Source organism: Actinoallomurus oryzae, assembly GCF_039541955.1.
Lineage (GTDB): Bacteria > Actinomycetota > Actinomycetes > Streptosporangiales > Streptosporangiaceae > Actinoallomurus > Actinoallomurus oryzae.
The window spans coordinates 1-16712 of sequence record NZ_BAABHF010000065.1 but is presented as its reverse complement, the minus strand read 5'-3'; the positions used below and the strand labels follow the sequence as shown (position 1 = coordinate 16712).

The window sequence follows — 16712 nt, the reverse complement described above, 5'->3', positions numbered from 1 at the left end:
AGTCGTTCGGTACGCCTCAGACCTGTCATGCCTGTGGGCACTGCGCAGCGGACAACCGTGAGAGCCAAGCGGTCTTCCGCTGTCGCGCCTGCGGGCACACCGACCACGCGGACGTGAACGCAGCGAAGAACATCGCCGTCGGGCGGACGGTGACGTTCCTGCCCCGACCAACCGACCCCGGCCGACCTCCCGAGCGGGGAGCCCTCCAGCCGTTGGGCGGGGCCGTGAACCGCGAACCTCAACCTGTGCCCTCCTGTGTGTAGGTGATCGGGTTGGAATCCCCCGCCTTCAGACAGGGGAGGACGTCAACGGGCCCCCTCCTTCTGTCGTACGGGCCACCAGCCCCGTTCCTGGGCGATGGACGCGTAGATCCCGGTGATGTCGGCGACGAGGCGCTCGGCCCCGAACCGCTGGGTGGCCCACGCCCGTGCCCGGCGGCCCATCTCGCGGCGCCGCGGGTCGTCCAGGAGCAGGCTCGCCGCCCGGCGGGCCAGCGCGCCGGCGTCGCAGGGCGCGAGCAGGCCGGTGACGCCGTCGTGCACGACCTCGGCGACGCTTCCGACACGGGTCGCCACGACCGGCACGCCGGACAGCCCGGCCTCGATCAGCGAGACCGGCATTCCCTCGTTGTCGGAGGTGAGCAGCACCAGGTCGGCAGCGGCGTAGACGGTCTCGATGTCGCGCCGCCAGCCCACCATCCGCATCGCGCCGCCGAACTCCGGCACCGCCGCGGTGACCTCGCCGGCGGCGTCACCGCTTCCGCAGATCACGAACCGCACGCCGGGGACGAGCCGGCGCAGCTCCCGCGCGACCTCCACCAGCCGGTCCGGCCGCTTGACGCCCGTGAGGCGGCCCACGAACGCGACGACGGGCTCGCCGCCGGGCACGCCGAGGGCGAGCCGCGCGGAGGCGCGATCGGGCGGTGTGCCGAGCTCGGTGCCGGGCGGCACCACGGTGTACTGCTCCGCACGGCCGATGCCCGCCGCGACGAGCTCGTCGCGCACCCGCGTGCCGACGGCCACGAGACGGTCGCAGAGGTGGGCGGACATCCGCTCGCTCCGCACCACCATCTTCGTCTTCGCGGGTGAGAAGTAGCCGTAGAGCAGGTGGCCGTGGTAGGTGTGCACGCGCACCGGCACCCGGGCGAGCACGGCCGCCGTACGCCCGAGCAGCCCGGCCTTGGCCGTGTGCGTGTGCACGATGTGCGGGCGGAACCGCCGCATCGCGGCGACGAGAGAGGCGACCGCCCGCGCGTCGTCGGCCGGACGGATCGACCGGCCCAGGGTGGCGATCCGGTGCGGCGTGACGTCACGCGCACGCAGGTCGAGGTAGTCGGCCTCGCCCGGTTCGACGTTCCCGGTGTACAGGCGCTGGTCGAACAGCTCCCGGTCCAGGCCGCGCATCAGCACGCTCGCCTGCAACGCCGGCCCGCCGACGTTCATCCGCGCGATGACCCGCATCACTCGAATGCGCTCGTCCGTCATGAGTCCTCCTTCATCGGAGAGGGGCCGGGCACGCTGTGCTCGTCGATTCGCTCGCTCCGCTCGTTCATGACGACACCAGGTCGGGTCGGGGGGCGGCCTCGCGGCGCGCCTCGGTGATGGCGTCGCTCAGCACGTCGGCGAGCGTGTGGCGCGGCTGCCAGCCGGTGAGCGTGCGCAGCTTCGTCGTGTCGGGCACCCGCCGCTGCATGTCCTCGAAGCCGGCCCCGTACGCCTCGTCGTAGGGGATCAGCTCGATCCGCGACCTGCTCTCGCAGCGGGCGACGATCGCCTCCGCGAGGCGGCCGATGCTGATCTCCTCGGAGGACCCGATGTTGAACGTCTGCCCGATCGCCGCGTCGTCGTCGAGCAGGCGGAGCAGCGCCTCCACCACGTCGAGCACGTGGGCGAAGCAGCGGGTCTGCCGGCCGTCCCCGTAGACGGTCAGCGGCTCGTCCCGCAGCGCCTGCTGCACCAGCCGTGGGATGACCATGCCGTACGCCGGGCTCTGCCGCGCGCCGACCGTGTTGAACAGCCGGACGACGATCGTGGGCAGGCCGCGCTCGCGGTGGTAGCAGTTGGCGAGGATCTCATCGACGGCCTTGGCGGTGCTGTAGGCCCAGCGGACGATCGACGGGCTGCCCAGGATCCGGTCCGCGGTCTCGTGCAGCGGTCCCAGGGAGTTCTTCCCGTAGATCTCCGACGTGCTGGCCATGAGGATCTTGCGGCGGTACCGATGGGCCGCCTCGATCACCACCTGCGAACCCCGGATGTTGGTGGTGAGCGACTTCAGCGGCTGTTCGACCACCAGCCGGACGCCCACCGCCGCCGCCATGTGCACGACGACGTCGCACTGGTGTACCAGCTCGTCCACCACGAGCTCGTCGAGCACCGAGCCGTGCACGAAATGAAAGTGCGGAGACTCGCTCGCCTCTTCCAGATTGGTGAGCCGCCCCGTCTGCAGATTGTCCAGGGCGACAACGGTGTCACCACGGGCTAATAGGGCATTGACCAGATAAGAGCCGATGAAACCGGCGCCGCCCGTCACCAAATAGCGCGTTCCAGTCCTGTCCGCCATGACACGCCCTCTCGAAATTCCGAGTGGTCAGTGCAGGTAGCACTACCCTTCGTGATCACGCAGTCACTTCAGGTCGGAAACTGGTGATCAAAAAGTCGGTCATCAGCGCACACGGCCACGACATCATCGCGGTGCCGGATCGACAGAGTCCGCGCCGGCGGGCGGGGGCGATGCGACGAGGCGGCACGACCACGGAGGCGCGCGCGGCTTCGCTCCGCCGCGCCGCGGCACGGCCGTCGTCCCTGCTGCCGCTGTCCGCACCCGTGGTCGCCTTCCTGGTGGTCGACCGCTCATGGCCGGTGGTCGGCGCGGTGGCGATGCTCGCGCTCGGCGTGCTCACCGTGTGCGGCCCGGCGGGCGTCCTGGCCGTGATCCCGGTGAGCCTGCTGGCCGGGCTGTCGGGCGCGACGTCCGTCACGCTCGGCGCCATCGCCGCGGTGACGATGGTCGTGGCGGTCCAGCTCGTGGCCGGCACCCGCACGCCGCGTCCGGCGCACCTGTGGATCGCCCTGCTCGGGCTCCTGGTGCTCCTCGCGTACGTGCTGCCCGCCGGTGGGCCGGGGACCGCGCCCGACCGCTTCTCGGACCTGATCGGCCTGCTCGCCGGCCTGGGGCTGCTCGCGGCCGTCGTCGCGTCCCCGCCTCCGGCGGGCCTGATGGCGCGGGTCGCCGCCCTGGCCGGGGCGGTCGTGGCCGGATGGGTCCTGGCCGCCGGGCAACGGGAGGGCGGCCGGCTCGTCGGCTTCGCCCAGAACCCCAACTTCCTCGGCGCCCTCCTCGCCCTGCCGTTCGTCGCCGCGGCCGGGCTGGCGCTCCGGCACCGGCGGCCCGCCTGGCTGGTGCCCGCCGGTGTCTGCGTGGCCGCGATGGCGGCGACCCAGTCGCGAGGCGCGTTCGTCTCGGCGGCGGCCGGGGTGGCCGTCGTGCTCCTCCAGGGCAGGCGGCGCGGGATCCAGGTGGCGATCGTGGCCACCGCCGCCGTCCTCGGCACGGTCTTCCCCGCCGCGATCGACACCGTCGAGCACGTCGCGGTCGGCGACCGGCCGGCGGCGGAGCTGAGCCAGGACTCCTCCGTCCGCGAGCACGTCGCGTGGTACGCCGCGAAGGTCGCGGCCGAGCACCCGCTGCGCGGAATCGGCTACGGCGTCTTTCCCTCCTATGCCGAAAACTCCCCCCACCTCGGTATTTACATCGCCACCCACAACGACTACCTGCGATTGGCGGCCGAGACCGGAATTCCGGCGCTCATCGTCTTTCTCGTACTGATCTGGCTCGGCATGAAAAGCCCGGCATCGGGCGAGGCGGCGGTCCAGCGCGCGATGGTCGCCGCCTACGCGGTCGGCATGCTCTTCGCCAACCCATTGGCGAATCTCGTGGTCAGCACGCCGTTCTGGCTGGCCCTGGGCTGCCTGCTCGCCGCGCCCGCGTCGCGGGAGCACCCCATCAACTCGGCACTAGGAGTGAAGACATGATCGACGGCCGGCAAGAGGTCCTGGACGGCGACCGGTTCGCCTTCGGCAGCAACTGGCGCGCCTTCATCGAGCTCGTCGACGAGAGGAGGATCAAGGCCGCCGTCGGCTCGCTCGCCGGTCCGCTCGGCACCACCGACCTGACCGGCCGGAGCTTCCTCGACGTGGGGTGCGGCAGCGGCCTGTTCTCGCTCGCCGCGCACCGCATGGGCGCGCGCGTCCGCTCCTTCGACTACGACCCCGAGTCGGTCGCCGCGACGGTCGCGCTGCGCGACCGGTTCGCGCCGGACGCGGACTGGACGATCTCCACCGGATCGATCCTGGACGAGGAGGGCGTCGCCGGGCTCGGCCGGTTCGACATCGTCTACTCGTGGGGCGTGCTGCACCACACCGGCGAGCTGTGGCGCGCCGTTGACCACGCCGCCGGCCTCGTCGCGCCGGACGGCCTGCTGTTCATCTCCATCTACAACGACCAGGGGCTGGAAAGCCGCCTGTGGCGGCGGGTCAAGCGCCGGTACAACCGGTCGGGCGCGCTGGCGCGGCGGCTGCTCGTCCTGGGCAGTGCCGCCTACCTGTACCGCCGCAAGCCGCTGGCGACCGCGCTGGAGCTGGTCCGGGGCGGCGAGACGGCGCTCGTGCGCCCGCCGCGGGCGCGCGGCATGTCGGCGAGACACGACCTGGTCGACTGGGTCGGCGGCTACCCGTTCGAGGTGGCCAAGCCGGAGGAGGTGTTCGCCTTCATGCGCGAGCGCGGCTTCGAACTGCGTCACCTGAAGACCTGCGCCGGCGGCATCGGCTGCAACGAGTACGTCTTCGAGCGCTCCTCAGACACCCCGGCGCGCGGCTGACAGCCCCAACCGGCCCCGCGCGTACGCCACCTCGGCGGGGCCGGGCAGCAGGTCGCGGGGCGACACCCCGCTGGCGCGGACGAACCACGCGGCCTGCAGGGCGGCCAGCGTCACGTACGCGATGCTGGAGGCGACCGCGCTGCCGACGATGCCGAAGAACGGCACGAGCGCGAAGTTCAGCGCCACGTTGACCAGCAGGGCCGCCACCGACATGGACGAGGCGAGCATCGGGCGGTCCAGGCGCAGCAGGTACGCCCCGATCGGCCGGGTCGCGCCGAGCGCCAGCAGGCCCGGGGCCAGCGCGATCAGCGACGGCACGCTGCCCGCGAACGCCTTGCCGTACACGAGAGGCACCAGCGGCGGCGCCGCCAGGCACATCAGGACGGCCGAGGCGACCGCGACGATCGTGCTGAGGCGCGTGACGGCCAGGGTCGCGGCGGCGGCCCCCTTGTCGTCGGTGCCGAGCTGGCGGGGCAGCGCGATCTGCGCGATGGCGTCCGTGACCAGCCGCGTCAGCTCCGCGAGGCTGACCGCGAGGGAGTACAGGCCGACCGCCGCGGTCGTCGTCATCGCGTCCAGGATCAGGATGTCGGAGCGGAACAGCAGGAACAGCGAGGTCAGCCCGAGGTGGTACCGCAGGCCGCGGTCGACGGCCCGCCGCGCGAGCGACCGGTCCCAGTGGCGCAGCCGCGGGCGCGCCGCCGGCACGACCACCGCGAGCGGCACCGTCACCGAAACCGCCCACAGCAGCACCACCTCCGCGGACGACAGCCGGGTCAGGTACGCGAGGAGCAGCAGCGGCCCGCACTGCAGCACCCCGCCGAGCAGCGCGGCGGTGTTGACCACCTGCACCCGCGAGCGCAGGACGAGGATGTTGTTCAGGTAGACCACGGCCATCGCGTACGGGATCGCGGCGAGCGCGGTGGCGAGCTGCCCGTAACCGGCGATCGGGATGACGTCCTGCCCCAGCACGCCGACGAGCACCCCGGCGGCGACCGCCGCGAGAGTGCCCACGGCCAGCCCGAGCACCAGCCCGTTCGCGGCCAGGGCCCGCCGGTCGACACCGCGCGACCACAGCCACACCTGCGACTGCTCGATGGACAGGTGGCCGACGGAGATCGTGATGGTGGCGATCGTGGTGATGACGTAGTACGCGCCGCGCCCCTCCGGCTGGAGCGCGCGGGCGATGACGACGCCGCTGACCGCGCCCAGGACCACCAAGAGGGCGCGGATGCCGACCGTGTGCGCGACCTGGCGGACCGCGGCGGTCACCGCAGCAGCCGCCGGTACACCGCTTCGTGCCGGGCGGCGCACTCGTCCACGCTCAGCCGTTCGGCGGCGCGGCGCCCGGCGGCGCCCATCGCCCGCCGCAGCTCCGGATCCCGGGCGAGCCGCTCAATGGCGGAGGCCAGCGCGGCCGGGTCGCGCGGCGGTACGACCAGGCCCGCCACGCCGTCGGCCAGCACCTCGGGCACGCCGCCGACGCGTGTGGCGACCACCGGCAGGCCCGCGGCCATCGCCTCCAGGACCGCGTTCGGCAGCCCCTCGGCGTGGGAGGGCAGTACGGCGAACTGGTAGTCCGCGAGCAGCGCACGCGCGTCGGGCACGCCTCCGGCGAGCCGGACCACGTGCCCGAGCCGGCGCGCCCGGATCAGCGCGGTGAGCGGCTCGCGCTCGGGTCCCTCGCCGACGAGGCAGACCGGCGGAGGGGAGTGCAGCAGGGCGAGCGCCTCGACCAGGTCGGCGTGCCCCTTGTAGGCGATGAGGTTCGCGACCACGATCCCGCGCGCCGGGCTCCGGGCGGGATCGGCGACGCGCCCGGGCGGCTCGACCCCGTTGGCGATCACCTCGATGCGGTCGGCGGGCACCTTCTCGTCCCGTACGAGGCGGGCCCCCAGGGCGCGGGAGTTGGTCACGTAGAGGCTGGAGGAGCGGTGGCCGGCGAAGTCCAGCGCTGAGCGCAGCAGCCCGGTCGGCTCCTGCGGCGACGCGCCCCGGCGCCCGTTGACCCGCGCCGGCACGCCCGCCAGCCAGGCGAGGGGCAGGACGTGGGTGTAGCAGGTGAACAGGAACCCGTGGCAGACGTCGGGCCGCAGGGTCCGCAGGTGCCGCCACATCGCCAGGAGCTTGCGGATCTCGGCGAGCAGGATCCGCGGGTCCCGGCGGCCGGAGGAGTCGCGCGTTCGCAGACCCGCGTAGGAGAAGACGCGCGTGGGCACGCCCAGGGCCCGCAGATCGTCCTCGTACGGGCCGCCACGGCTGACCGCGATGACGTGCACGTCATGGCCGCGGGCCGTCAGACGCCCGGCCAGCTTGACGAGCTGGGACTCGGTCCCGCCGACCTGGAGGGACCCGATGGACAGCACGATGCGGAGCGGCCGGTCGGCCATCAGGACCGCCAGCTGTCGGCACCCGCCGCGATGGCCGTGCCGGCCTGCGTGTGCGCGCCGTCGATGAAGACGCGGTGCCACAGCTCGAACTGGATCAGCGCCCAGATGCGGGGGCTGTGGTCGGCGCCCTCCTCGTGCTGCTGGAGCAGCCGCTTGATCGCGTCGTGGCGGAACAGGCCGCGCGAGCGCGCCGTGTGGTCGGTGAGCAGGTCCCAGGACAGGCCGCGTAGCTCGGTCCGCAGCCACGACGCGAGCGGCACCCCGAAGCCCATCTTCGGCCGGTTGACCAGCTCGGGCGGCAGCCACTCCGCCACCGCCTTCTTCAGCAGGTACTTGGTCGTGCCCGAGCGGATCTTCAGGTCGGCCGGCAGCCTCGCGGCCCACTCCATCAGGTGCTGGTCCAGGAAGGGCGAGCGTCCCTCGATGGAGTTGGCCATCGTGGTGATGTCGGACTTCACGAGGAGGTCGCCCGGCAGGTACGTGTTGATGTCGACGTCCATGATGGCGCCGAGCTGGGACCCGGCGAGCGAGGCGGTGAACGCCGCGTCCAGGATCTCGTAGCTGTCCACCCCGGCGAGCTGCTCGCGCAAGGCGTCGGAGTAGATCGCCAGTTTCTGTTCGGGACCGAAGTAGGACATCATCCGCGCGTAGCGGTGCGACAGCGGATGGCTGAGCAGTTCCAGAACGCGCCCGGCCTGCCACGGCGGCGACTGCGGCGCGCCGCGCGAGGTCAGCAGCGCGCCGAGACGTCCGAGCCGGGGCCGCAGCGCCGCCGGCAGGTGGATCCGCCGCGTGCGGTTCATCGCGACGTACCGCCGGTAGCCGCCGAAGGTCTCATCGCCCCCGTCGCCGTTGAGCACGACGGTCACGTGTTCGCGGCTCATCCTGGCGACGTAGAAGCTGGGGATCGCCGACGAGTCGGCGAACGGCTCGTCGAAGTGCCAGGCCAGCGTCGGCAGCACGTCGAGCGCGGACGGGCGTACGACCAGCTCGTGGTGGTCGGTGCCGTACCACTCGGCCAGCCTGCGGGCGTAGTGCCGCTCGTCGAACTTCTGCTCGTCGAAGCCGATGCTGAAGGTCCTCACGCGGCCCGTGGTCTGGCGTGCCATCGCAGCGACGACCGCCGAGGAGTCCAGGCCGCCGGACAGGAAGGCGCCCAGCGGGCGTTCGCTGACCATGCGCACGCGGGTGGCGTCCAGGAGCCTCTCGCGCAGCTCCTCCGCCACCTCGCGCTCGTCGGTGACCGGGCGCGGCGTGCAGTCCAGCCGCCAGTAGCGGCGGAGCTCGTGCCGGCCGTCCTGCCAGACCAGCACGTGGCCGGGCGGGAGTTTGCGCACGCCCTGGAGGATCGACCAGGGCGCCGGGACGTACTGGTAGGTGAGGTAGTGGTGGAGCGCCACCGGGTCGACCTCGCGCGGCATCGACGGATCCTGCATCAGCGCCTTCAGCTCCGAACCGAAGACGAGAGAGGTGCCGTCGGACCGGTAGAACAGCGGCTTCTTGCCGACGCGGTCCCGGGCGAGCAGGAGGCGGCGACGGCGCGCGTCCCAGAGGGCGAACGCGAACATGCCGCGCAGATGGTCGACCAGCTCGTCGCCGTACTCCTCGTACAGGTGGACGAGGCACTCGGTGTCGCCCTCGCTGGTCAGGCGGTGCCCGCGGCGGCGCAGCGCGTCGCGCAGGTCGCGGAAGTTGTACAGCTCGCCGTTGAGGACCGCAACGATCGTGCGGTCCTCGTTGTAGACCGGCTGGTCACCGCCTGCCACGTCGATGATGGCGAGCCGGCGCATGCCGAGCGCGGCGTGGTCGTCGGTGTGGAAGCCCGCGCCGTCCGGCCCTCGGTGCACGAGCGCGTCGCACATCCGGTGGACCAGCCCGGCGTCCGGTGCGCCGGCCGACACGGTTCCCGCTATTCCGCACATCGGCGCTCCAGCAGCTCTCGGTAGATCTGGACATGGCGGTCGACCATCGCGTCGACGTGAAGGTGCTCCAGGCTCCAGGCGCGCGCCCGCGCGGCGAGCCGCTCGGCCAGGCCGTGGTCGCGCAGCACGCGGCCGATCCCCTCGGCCAGCGCCGCGCCGTCGGAGGGTGGCACCAGGACGCCGCGGTCGCGCAGCAGCTCGCCGGTTCCCCCGACGTCGGTGGCGACGACCGGGCGTCCCGCGGCCATCGCCTCCATGACGGCGTTGCTCATGCCCTCGTGCAGGGACGGCAGTGCCACGACCTGGGCACGGGCGAGGAGCGGCTCGACGTCGGTACGGGTGCCGAGGAACCGTACGTCGGCGCCCACGCGTGCCGTCTGCTCCTCCAGCGCGCGGCGCTGCGGCCCGTCGCCGACGAGGGCGAGGGTGGTCGGCAGGCCCTGGTCGCGGAGGCGCGCGACGGCGTCGATCAGGTACCGGTGTCCCTTGTCGGGCTTGAGGTTCGCGATGCACAGGACGACCGGCGCGGTGGTGTCGATGACCGTGGGGGCGGCCGGGGCGAACGCCGAGTCCGGCAGGCCGTTGTACACGGTGACGATCTTGTCGGGGGAGACCTTCTCCTGGCGGCGTGTGTCCTCGGCGACGGCCTCGGCGTTGGCCACGAGCAGGTCGGTCATGCCGGTGGCGAGGCGTTCGACCGCGAGCATGACGTGGCGGCCCCGCTTGAAGTCACCGAGGCTGCGCCGGCCCGCGACCAGCACGCGGACGCCGGCCAGGCGCGCCGCCGGAGCGGCGGTCACGTAGCTGTGGAACAGGAAGGCGTGCAGAACGGCGGGCCGCAGCCGCCGCAGCTGACGGACGAGCCGCGCGAAGGCGGCCGCGTTGGCCGGCAGCATGCGCGCTCCCGCGGCGGCGGAGACGAACCCCAGGTGGGTGACGGGTATCCCGGCCGCCCGCAGCGCGCCTTCCCGCGGACCGCCCTCGAACATCAGGAGCACGTGAACGTCGATGCCGCGGGCGCGCAGGCCCTGGGCGAGCAGGACGAGCTGCTTCTCGGTGCCGCCGAGGCCGAGCTGGCCGATCAGCAGGCAGACGCGTGCGGGCCCGCCCGGGAAGGCCCCCGCCGGCCGCCGGTCCCGGTCGGTGGTGCGGCGGTCCGTGCGCTCGTCGCTCGTGCGTTCGCCGCTCGTGCGAAGTTCAGCCATTGCCGGCCACCACGCATCTCCATTCTGGGGCGGTCGCCGCCGTGTGTGTCAGGCATGCCGGCACACACGGCGGCGACCGCCGGTGGAACGCGGGTCAGTTCGTGCAGCCGAACAGCGAGCCCAGAGGCACGCAGTTGTTCGGTGTGTTGTTCTGGATGAGGCTGTTGTTCAGCGACACCCGGCTCGGGACGCCGGCGTTGAAGATGCCGCCGCCGCTGGCGGCGGTGTTCAGCTGCACCAGAGTCCTCTGCAGGATCAACCGGGCGTCCGCGGCGTTGTAGATACCACCACCGTTGGCGCCGGCCGTGTTGTGGTCGACCGTGGTCCGGTACAACTCGGCCCGGCCGCCCTGACCGTTGTAGAGTCCGCCGCCGTTCGTGTTCGCGCGGTTGGCCCTGATGATGGTGTTGTTCGTCGTCATCGAGCCGTCGTTGTACACGCCACCGCCACCGCCGCCACCGGTGCGGGTGGTGTTGTTCTGGATGAGCGTGCTGTCGACGACCAGCCGTCCGCTGTCATTGGAGATTCCGGCGCCGTTGTCCGCGGTGTTGCCGGAGATGGTCGTGCGGTACAGGCGGATGGTCCCGCGGGAGTTGAGGATGCCGCCGCCCGAGTCATTAGTCGGCGTCGTGTTGTCGGTCAGTCCTCCGGAGACGAAGACGTTCCGCAGGTCGAGCCTGGCGCCCGATGTGACCTCCATGACGCGGAATGCCGGGGCGGCGGCCGACCTGGTGATCCGCGTCGAGTTACCGCCGATGATGGCGATGTCGCCGGTGATGAGCAGCCCGTCCGGACCGCGCCCGGTCCCGGCCGCGGTGGTCAGGACGTAGTCGCAGTTCGAGGCCAGCAGGAGCGTCCCCGAACCGATGCTGTTGACGCCGTTGACCGCCGCGATCAGCGCCGCCGTGTTGCAGGGCACGTTCACGGTCTGGCGGGCGTACGCCGGCTGCGCGACAGCCATTCCAGTCATCAACAGTGTGGCGGCGGCGATACCACCGGATACTCTAATTGCCGAACCCATCAGGCCCCCCTGGCCAATCTGGACATTTCGTTATCCGTGCGATTGAATTGCTTTCTGTGCCACTCCAGAAAATGGCATCCGTGGTCCCGTTCTAAAACCAGGCTGCACGCTATCATGCTGCGCCGGTTCATTGAAACCTTGGAAATATTGACCATTGTTGGCAATCTTTTATTCGGTCGAATGTTTCGATTCGCGGTGTCCCGAATCGTGCACCGGTGTGCCGACTGGTCTGCCGTGCGCCGGTGTTTTACGGGCCGCGTCTCGCGGTAACAGAGCTGAGAAGCTGCTGCCGTCAACGAGAGACCAGAATCAATGGCAATGACGTGGGTGGCGGTCGCTGCATTCGTATTGGTCGGGGTATTGACCGAATTCGTGCGCAGGCTGGCCGTTCAGCTGTCGTTGACCGATCGGCCCGACATGCGCAAGAGTCACGAGCGGCCGACGCCGTACCTGGGAGGCGTCGTCATCGCCGTCGGGGTGATCGCGCCGACGATCGCCGCGCTGAGCGGCGGTGATCCGCGCCTGCGGATCCTGCTCGTGGCCGCGACGGCCGTGGCGCTGCTCGGCCTGGTCGACGACCTGCGGCCGCTGTCGCCGTACCCGCGGCTGACCGTCGAGGGGCTCGCCGCCGTGGCCGTCGTCGGCGCGGGCGGCCACGTGAAGATCTTCGGGAACTGGCTCGACTACGTCCTGCCGGTGCTGTGGATCGTCGTCATCACCAACTCCTTCAACCTGCTCGACAACATGGACGGAGCCGCGGCCGGCGTCGCCTGCGTGACCAGTGCGTCCCTCGCGCTGCCCGCGATGATGGTGGGGCAGAGGGGCGTGAGCGTGCTGCTCGTCGCGCTGGCCTGCGGATGCGCCGGGTTCCTGCCGCACAACTGGACGCCCGCGCGGATCTTCATGGGCGACGCCGGATCGCTGTTCATCGGCTTCGTGATCTCGGCTTCGGCGCTCTTCGTGTTCGCGCGGACGGACGACACGGGTGTGGCCGGGCCGCTCATGGTCACCTTCGTCGCCACCGTCGACACCTGCGTCGTCCTGGTCTCGCGGCGCCGCGCGGGCCGGCCGCTGATGCTCGGCGGCACCGACCACGTCTCGCACCGGCTGCGCCGGCTCGGTCTCAGCACCGGGCAGGTGGCGTTCGCGCTGTCCGGCACCGCCGCGGTCACCTGCCTCGCGGTCGTCCCGGTTCTGAAGGGCTGGGTGCCGGCGCCCGTGCCCCTCGCGATCGGCGCCGGGCTGGGCGGCGTGTTCGTGTGGCTGCTGCTCAAGGTGCCGGTGTACGCCAAGCCCGACGAGCAGCTTCGTACGACCTAGGGATCCGGCCGAAAGGGGAGCGGGATGGAACTGCTGCACTACCTTCGACTGCTGCGGCGCCGATGGAAGCTGGTGGCGGCCTCGATCCTGCTCGCCCTCATCGCGGCGGCCTTCGCCACGACCCGGATGAGCCCGCGGTACGCCGCGACGATCACGATGATCGTGTCCGCGCCCGCGAACGGGGGGAACGCGGCAGTGGCCTACCAGGGGTCGCTGCTGTCCCAGGACCGCGCGAAGTCCTACGCCAAGCTGATCCAGAGCCGGACCGTCGCCACCGCCGTGGCGACGGCCCTGGGCGACGGGATGACCGCCGAGGAACTGCGGCCGAAGATCAGCGCGGTGGCGGTGCCGGACACCGTCCTGGTGCGCGCCACGGTCACCGACGCCTCTCCGGAGCTGGCGATGCGGATCGCGCGCACTCTGGGCACCACCTTCGCCGGCTACGTGGACCGGCTCGAACGGCCGGACCGGACCGCCCCGGCCGGCGTACGGGTCACGGTCGCCGACGACGCGGATCCGCCCCGCGTGCCGGTGAGCCCCCGGCCCCTGGTCAACCTGGGGATCGGGCTGGTCATCGGCGCCGCCGTCGGCGTGGTCGGCGCCGTCCTGCGGGACCGCACCGACACCTCGATCCGGTCGGCGGGCGCCCTGCACGAGGTCGCGGGCGGCACCGTGCTGGGCACGGTGCCCGCCGACGGACGCATGGACCTCGGCGTACGCGGCGACGCGCCGCTCGCCGAGTCCTTCCGCCGGATCCGCGCGAACCTGCGGTTCGCCCAGGGCGGCGACTTCCTGCCCCGATCGGTGGTCGTGACCAGCGCCCTCCCCGGCGAGGGCAAGACCACCGTCGCGTGCAACCTCGCGGTCTCGCTCGCGGAGGCGGGCTGGAAAGTGATCCTGGTCGACGCCGACCTGCGCGGCTCCTCCCTGGCCTCCCGGCTCGGCGTCGAGGAGGCCGACGGGCTGGCGGAGCTCCTGAGCGGCGGCCGTACCGTCGATGAGGTGCTCTGTCAGTGGGGCCCCGACACGCTGTCCGTGCTGCCCGGCGGCGCGGCCAGGGGCAACCCCGGCGACCTCGTCGCGTCGCGGATGATGTCCTCGATCCTGCACGAGCTGGGCGACCGCGCCGACATCGTGCTCATCGACACGCCCCCGCTGCTGTCCACCACCGACGCCGCGGTCCTCGCCCGCGGGTGCGCGGGCGCGCTCGTCGTCGCCCGGCACGGCCGGACCCGGCGGGAGGACGTCGCCCAGGCCGCCGAGCGACTGGAGACCGTGCACGCACGCGTGCTCGGAACCGTCCTCAACGGCGACCAGCCGGCACGCGGCGCGTACCCCGGCGGTGACCTGCGCCTGTTCCGCCCGGCCATCCGACGGCGGCTCGCCGCGCAGCGCTGAGCGCACCGTCTGTTCCGCCTGGCCGCACGGCGGCGGTTTTGTGGCGCGGAGCCGAGCGCACCGCCGTCTGTGTGATCGTCCCCACGTCCAGGTACGTGTCGCCTGCTCAGCGGGCGGAGCTATGGGCGGTTCGGCGGTAAATCGGTGTATCTGTAGGGAAATAAGGGGATAACCTCCTGGCAAGGGGAGCGTCTCATCGGAGCGGTCGTCGCCGGGCGGGGGATGCCCGGTGCCGCGAATGCGAGACACCGCCGGGGTTCGAATGCGTGGGGAAGCGCGGTGTCCCGGTGAGACGCGTCGTCGCGGTCCAACTGTGAGACCGCCCCACCATTCGGAATGGCACAAGGGGGATCTGGATGGTACGGGCCGTGGTTTCCGCTCTGCCCACCTGGCGCACCAGCCGCTACACGGTCGTCGAACTGCCCGAGCAGATCGACACGTCCAACGCCGACGGGGTCCGCGAGCAGTTGCTCGCGCTGCTCAACTCCGGCGGCGAACCGATCATCGCCGACCTGACCGGGACGACGTTCTGCGACTCATCGGCGGTCAACGCGCTGCTGCGCGCGTACACCCGGGCCCGTGCGACGGACCGCCCGCTGTACGCGGCGGTGCCGCCGGGCGGCATCGTCCGCAAGGTGTTCGAGATCACCGCGGTCGCGCGCGCGATCCCCACCTTCGACGACGTCGGCTCGGCGGTCGCGACGGCCGTCGTCGCGGCCCTGGACGAGGACTCCTCACCCGGCGGCACTCCCACCGGGACGCCGCGCTGAGCCCGTCTGCCGTCGAGCCCGTCTACCGATTGGCGGTCCGCGCGAAGTCGCCGAACGGCATGCTCGTGCCGCGTCCGACCGCGCGGACCTTGTCCATGAAGCCGCGGTCGCGGGCCTCCGCCTCGTAGTCCGGCAGCCCCGACTTCATGACCGTGTAGTCGTCGTAGTGGACCGGCACCACGCGGCGGCAGCGGATCATCTCGGTCCAGTCGGCGCCCTGCCGCGCGTCCATCGTGACCATGGACAGGCCGAACAGCGTCGTGCCGCCCAGGTGCACCACGCCCAGGTCGATGTCGGGGTAGCGGCGGGGGATCTCCTTCAGGTCGTCGTACATCAGCGTGTCGCCGCTGATGTACATCCGCAGCTCCGTGGCGCCGCCCGCCGGGCCGAACTCCAGCATCGAGCCCATCACCGGCGGCAGCAGGCGGCCCGCGAGCCCGAAGCCGTGCCGTCCGGGCATCGCGGTGATCCGTACGCTGCGGCCCTGCTTGATGAACTCGTGCTCCTGCCACACCCGCAGGGGACGGGTGCGGCCGAAGCCGCGCCGGGCCAGCCCCCGTGACGCGTGCGACGTGGTGACGATGGGCAGGTCGCGGTCGAGATGGCGGGTGGTGACCCGGTCCCAGTGGTCGCCGTGCAGGTGGGACAGGATGACGGCGTCCATCCGGGGCAGCTCGTCGATCGAGATCGCCGGGTCGCGCAGCCGGCGCGAGTTCAGCCCGTAGCCCAGGAACGCCCGCTGGCCGCGCCGCAGGAAGTTCGGGTCGGTCAGCAGGGTGAACCCGCCGTAGCGGATCACCATGGTGGCGTTGCCGATGAAGTACAGCCCGTCGGCGTCGGTCAGACCTGCCATCGTTCCCCCTGGTTCCCCGGCGCGCCGCTCACGGCGCAGGCCAGAACCTACCCGCTACGGAGAGTGATCAGTCGCGCCGGTGGGGCCCGGTCAGGCGGCGGCCGTGACGTGGGCGAGGGCCCGGCGCAGGATGGAGGCGAACGGCTCGGAGTCGTCGCGTTCGATCCAGTGGCGGCCGGCCACCCGGATCGCCCCGGCGACCGCCGCGGCCATGACCCGGGCGAACAGCTCGTCGCCGCCGGTGCGCTCGGCGATCGCCTCGGCCAGCGGGCCCTCCGCCGTGGTGAACGCCTTCAGCGCCTCGCCCTCCAGCGCCGGGGTGCACATGATCATGCGCAGGCCCGCCCGGTCGGGCTCGGCGGTTCCGTAGTACTCGGTCACCGCCGCGGTGACGGCCTGGCCGAGCGGCTCGTCGGCCGGGCGCTCCAGCAGCGCCTGCCCGAGCCGGCGCGCCTGGTCGGACTGGAAGGCGCAGATCGCCTCCTCCCGGCTGGAGAAGTAGTTGTTGTAGGTGCGGGGCGACACCCCGGCGGCCTCGGCGATGTCGCGCACCCGTACGAGCGCCAGCCCCTCGGGTCCCCGCTCCAGCGCCAGGCGCAGGGCGGCGGTGCTGATCGCCTCCCGGGTGGCCTGCCGGTTGCGCGTCCGCATGTCCACTGCGTCTTCCATGGGTCACATCCTAGCCATCGATTGCGTGTTGCGCACTAATTGCTTATCGCGCACTATGTGCGTGGCGCGCAAGTTGTGGATAGAGTGCGCGGCGGTGCCGGGCGGACGCGCCCGGTGAGTGCCGGCACGAGGGGCGGGCCGGGGGGGTGAGGCCCGTTCGCGGGCCGTCCGTCGCGGGCGCCGTCCCGGTCCGCCTTCGCCGAAGAGAACAGGAGCAGAGATGTCCCCGAAGATGATCGCGTTCGATGAGGACGCGCGGCGCGGCCTCGAGCGCGGCATGAACCAGCT

The 16712-nt window shown here is 72.0% G+C and carries 14 protein-coding genes and 1 pseudogene; 6 read left to right on the top strand and 9 right to left on the bottom strand.

The features are described 5' to 3' along the window. Positions 1 to 11: 11 nt before the first annotated feature. Positions 12 to 263: pseudogene (locus ABEA10_RS47710) on the top strand (zinc ribbon domain-containing protein); the annotation flags it as partial. 42 nt (positions 264 to 305) lie between these two features. Here ABEA10_RS47710 and ABEA10_RS47705 read toward each other — a convergent pair. Both ABEA10_RS47705 and ABEA10_RS47700 read right to left on the bottom strand, forming a co-directional pair. Next, positions 306 to 1484, bottom strand: coding sequence for a glycosyltransferase (locus ABEA10_RS47705; protein ID WP_345475334.1), 1179 nt, complete (start codon positions 1482 to 1484; stop codon positions 306 to 308). Between the two features lie 64 nt (positions 1485 to 1548). Next, entirely contained in the window at positions 1549 to 2559 is a 1011-nt protein-coding gene (locus tag ABEA10_RS47700; RefSeq protein WP_345475333.1) for an NAD-dependent epimerase/dehydratase family protein, read from the bottom strand. A gap of 83 nt (positions 2560 to 2642) precedes the next feature. Between ABEA10_RS47700 and ABEA10_RS47695 the strand changes: the two genes are divergently transcribed. After that, a complete protein-coding gene (locus tag ABEA10_RS47695; RefSeq protein WP_345475332.1) occupies positions 2643 to 4031 on the top strand; it encodes an O-antigen ligase family protein in 1389 nt (462 codons plus the stop codon). Continuing rightward, positions 4028 to 4876, top strand: a complete 849-nt coding sequence (locus tag ABEA10_RS47690) for a class I SAM-dependent methyltransferase (protein WP_345475331.1) — start codon at positions 4028 to 4030, stop codon at positions 4874 to 4876. The genes ABEA10_RS47695 and ABEA10_RS47690 overlap by 4 nt, the downstream gene beginning before the upstream one ends. On the opposite strand, the gene ABEA10_RS47685 is transcribed toward ABEA10_RS47690, so the two are convergent. From ABEA10_RS47685 to ABEA10_RS47665, 5 genes are all read right to left on the bottom strand, one after another. Beyond that, positions 4853 to 6148 (bottom strand): oligosaccharide flippase family protein, encoded by a 1296-nt coding sequence (locus ABEA10_RS47685; RefSeq protein WP_345475330.1) that lies wholly within the window; start codon positions 6146 to 6148, stop codon positions 4853 to 4855. The two genes, ABEA10_RS47690 and ABEA10_RS47685, sit on opposite strands and share 24 nt — an antisense overlap. Next, a complete protein-coding gene (locus ABEA10_RS47680) occupies positions 6145 to 7266 on the bottom strand; it encodes a glycosyltransferase (protein WP_345475329.1) in 1122 nt (373 codons plus the stop codon). Before ABEA10_RS47680 ends, ABEA10_RS47685 begins: the two co-directional genes overlap by 4 nt. Further along, entirely contained in the window at positions 7266 to 9188 is a 1923-nt protein-coding gene (asnB, locus tag ABEA10_RS47675) for an asparagine synthase (glutamine-hydrolyzing) (protein WP_345475328.1), read from the bottom strand. The genes ABEA10_RS47680 and asnB overlap by 1 nt, the downstream gene beginning before the upstream one ends. Then, complete coding sequence (locus tag ABEA10_RS47670; RefSeq protein ID WP_345475327.1) at positions 9176 to 10393, bottom strand: glycosyltransferase; 1218 nt, start codon at positions 10391 to 10393, stop codon at positions 9176 to 9178. The genes asnB and ABEA10_RS47670 overlap by 13 nt, the downstream gene beginning before the upstream one ends. Positions 10394 to 10487: 94 nt before the next feature. Continuing rightward, entirely contained in the window at positions 10488 to 11354 is an 867-nt protein-coding gene (locus ABEA10_RS47665; RefSeq protein WP_345475326.1) for a hypothetical protein, read from the bottom strand. Positions 11355 to 11774: 420 nt separating this feature from the next. On the opposite strand from ABEA10_RS47665, the gene ABEA10_RS47660 reads away from it, so the two are divergent. The 3 genes from ABEA10_RS47660 (at position 11775) to ABEA10_RS47650 (ending at position 14902) form a co-directional block, all read left to right on the top strand. Beyond that, positions 11775 to 12734: an MraY family glycosyltransferase gene (locus tag ABEA10_RS47660; RefSeq protein ID WP_329254285.1), complete on the top strand. Its 960-nt coding sequence runs from the start codon at positions 11775 to 11777 to the stop codon at positions 12732 to 12734. Positions 12735 to 12758: 24 nt separating this feature from the next. Beyond that, positions 12759 to 14132 (top strand): tyrosine-protein kinase domain-containing protein, encoded by a 1374-nt coding sequence (locus ABEA10_RS47655; protein WP_345475325.1) that lies wholly within the window; start codon positions 12759 to 12761, stop codon positions 14130 to 14132. A gap of 368 nt (positions 14133 to 14500) precedes the next feature. After that, positions 14501 to 14902 carry an STAS domain-containing protein gene (locus ABEA10_RS47650; RefSeq protein WP_345475324.1) on the top strand — a complete coding sequence of 134 codons (402 nt, stop codon included), beginning with the start codon at positions 14501 to 14503 and terminating at the stop codon, positions 14900 to 14902. A 22-nt stretch (positions 14903 to 14924) separates the two neighbouring features. On the opposite strand, the gene ABEA10_RS47645 is transcribed toward ABEA10_RS47650, so the two are convergent. Continuing rightward, complete coding sequence (locus tag ABEA10_RS47645) at positions 14925 to 15755, bottom strand: MBL fold metallo-hydrolase (protein WP_345475322.1); 831 nt, start codon at positions 15753 to 15755, stop codon at positions 14925 to 14927. Between the two features lie 90 nt (positions 15756 to 15845). Further along, positions 15846 to 16424 carry a TetR/AcrR family transcriptional regulator gene (locus ABEA10_RS47640; protein WP_329254299.1) on the bottom strand — a complete coding sequence of 193 codons (579 nt, stop codon included), beginning with the start codon at positions 16422 to 16424 and terminating at the stop codon, positions 15846 to 15848. Positions 16425 to 16712: the final 288 nt, after the last annotated feature.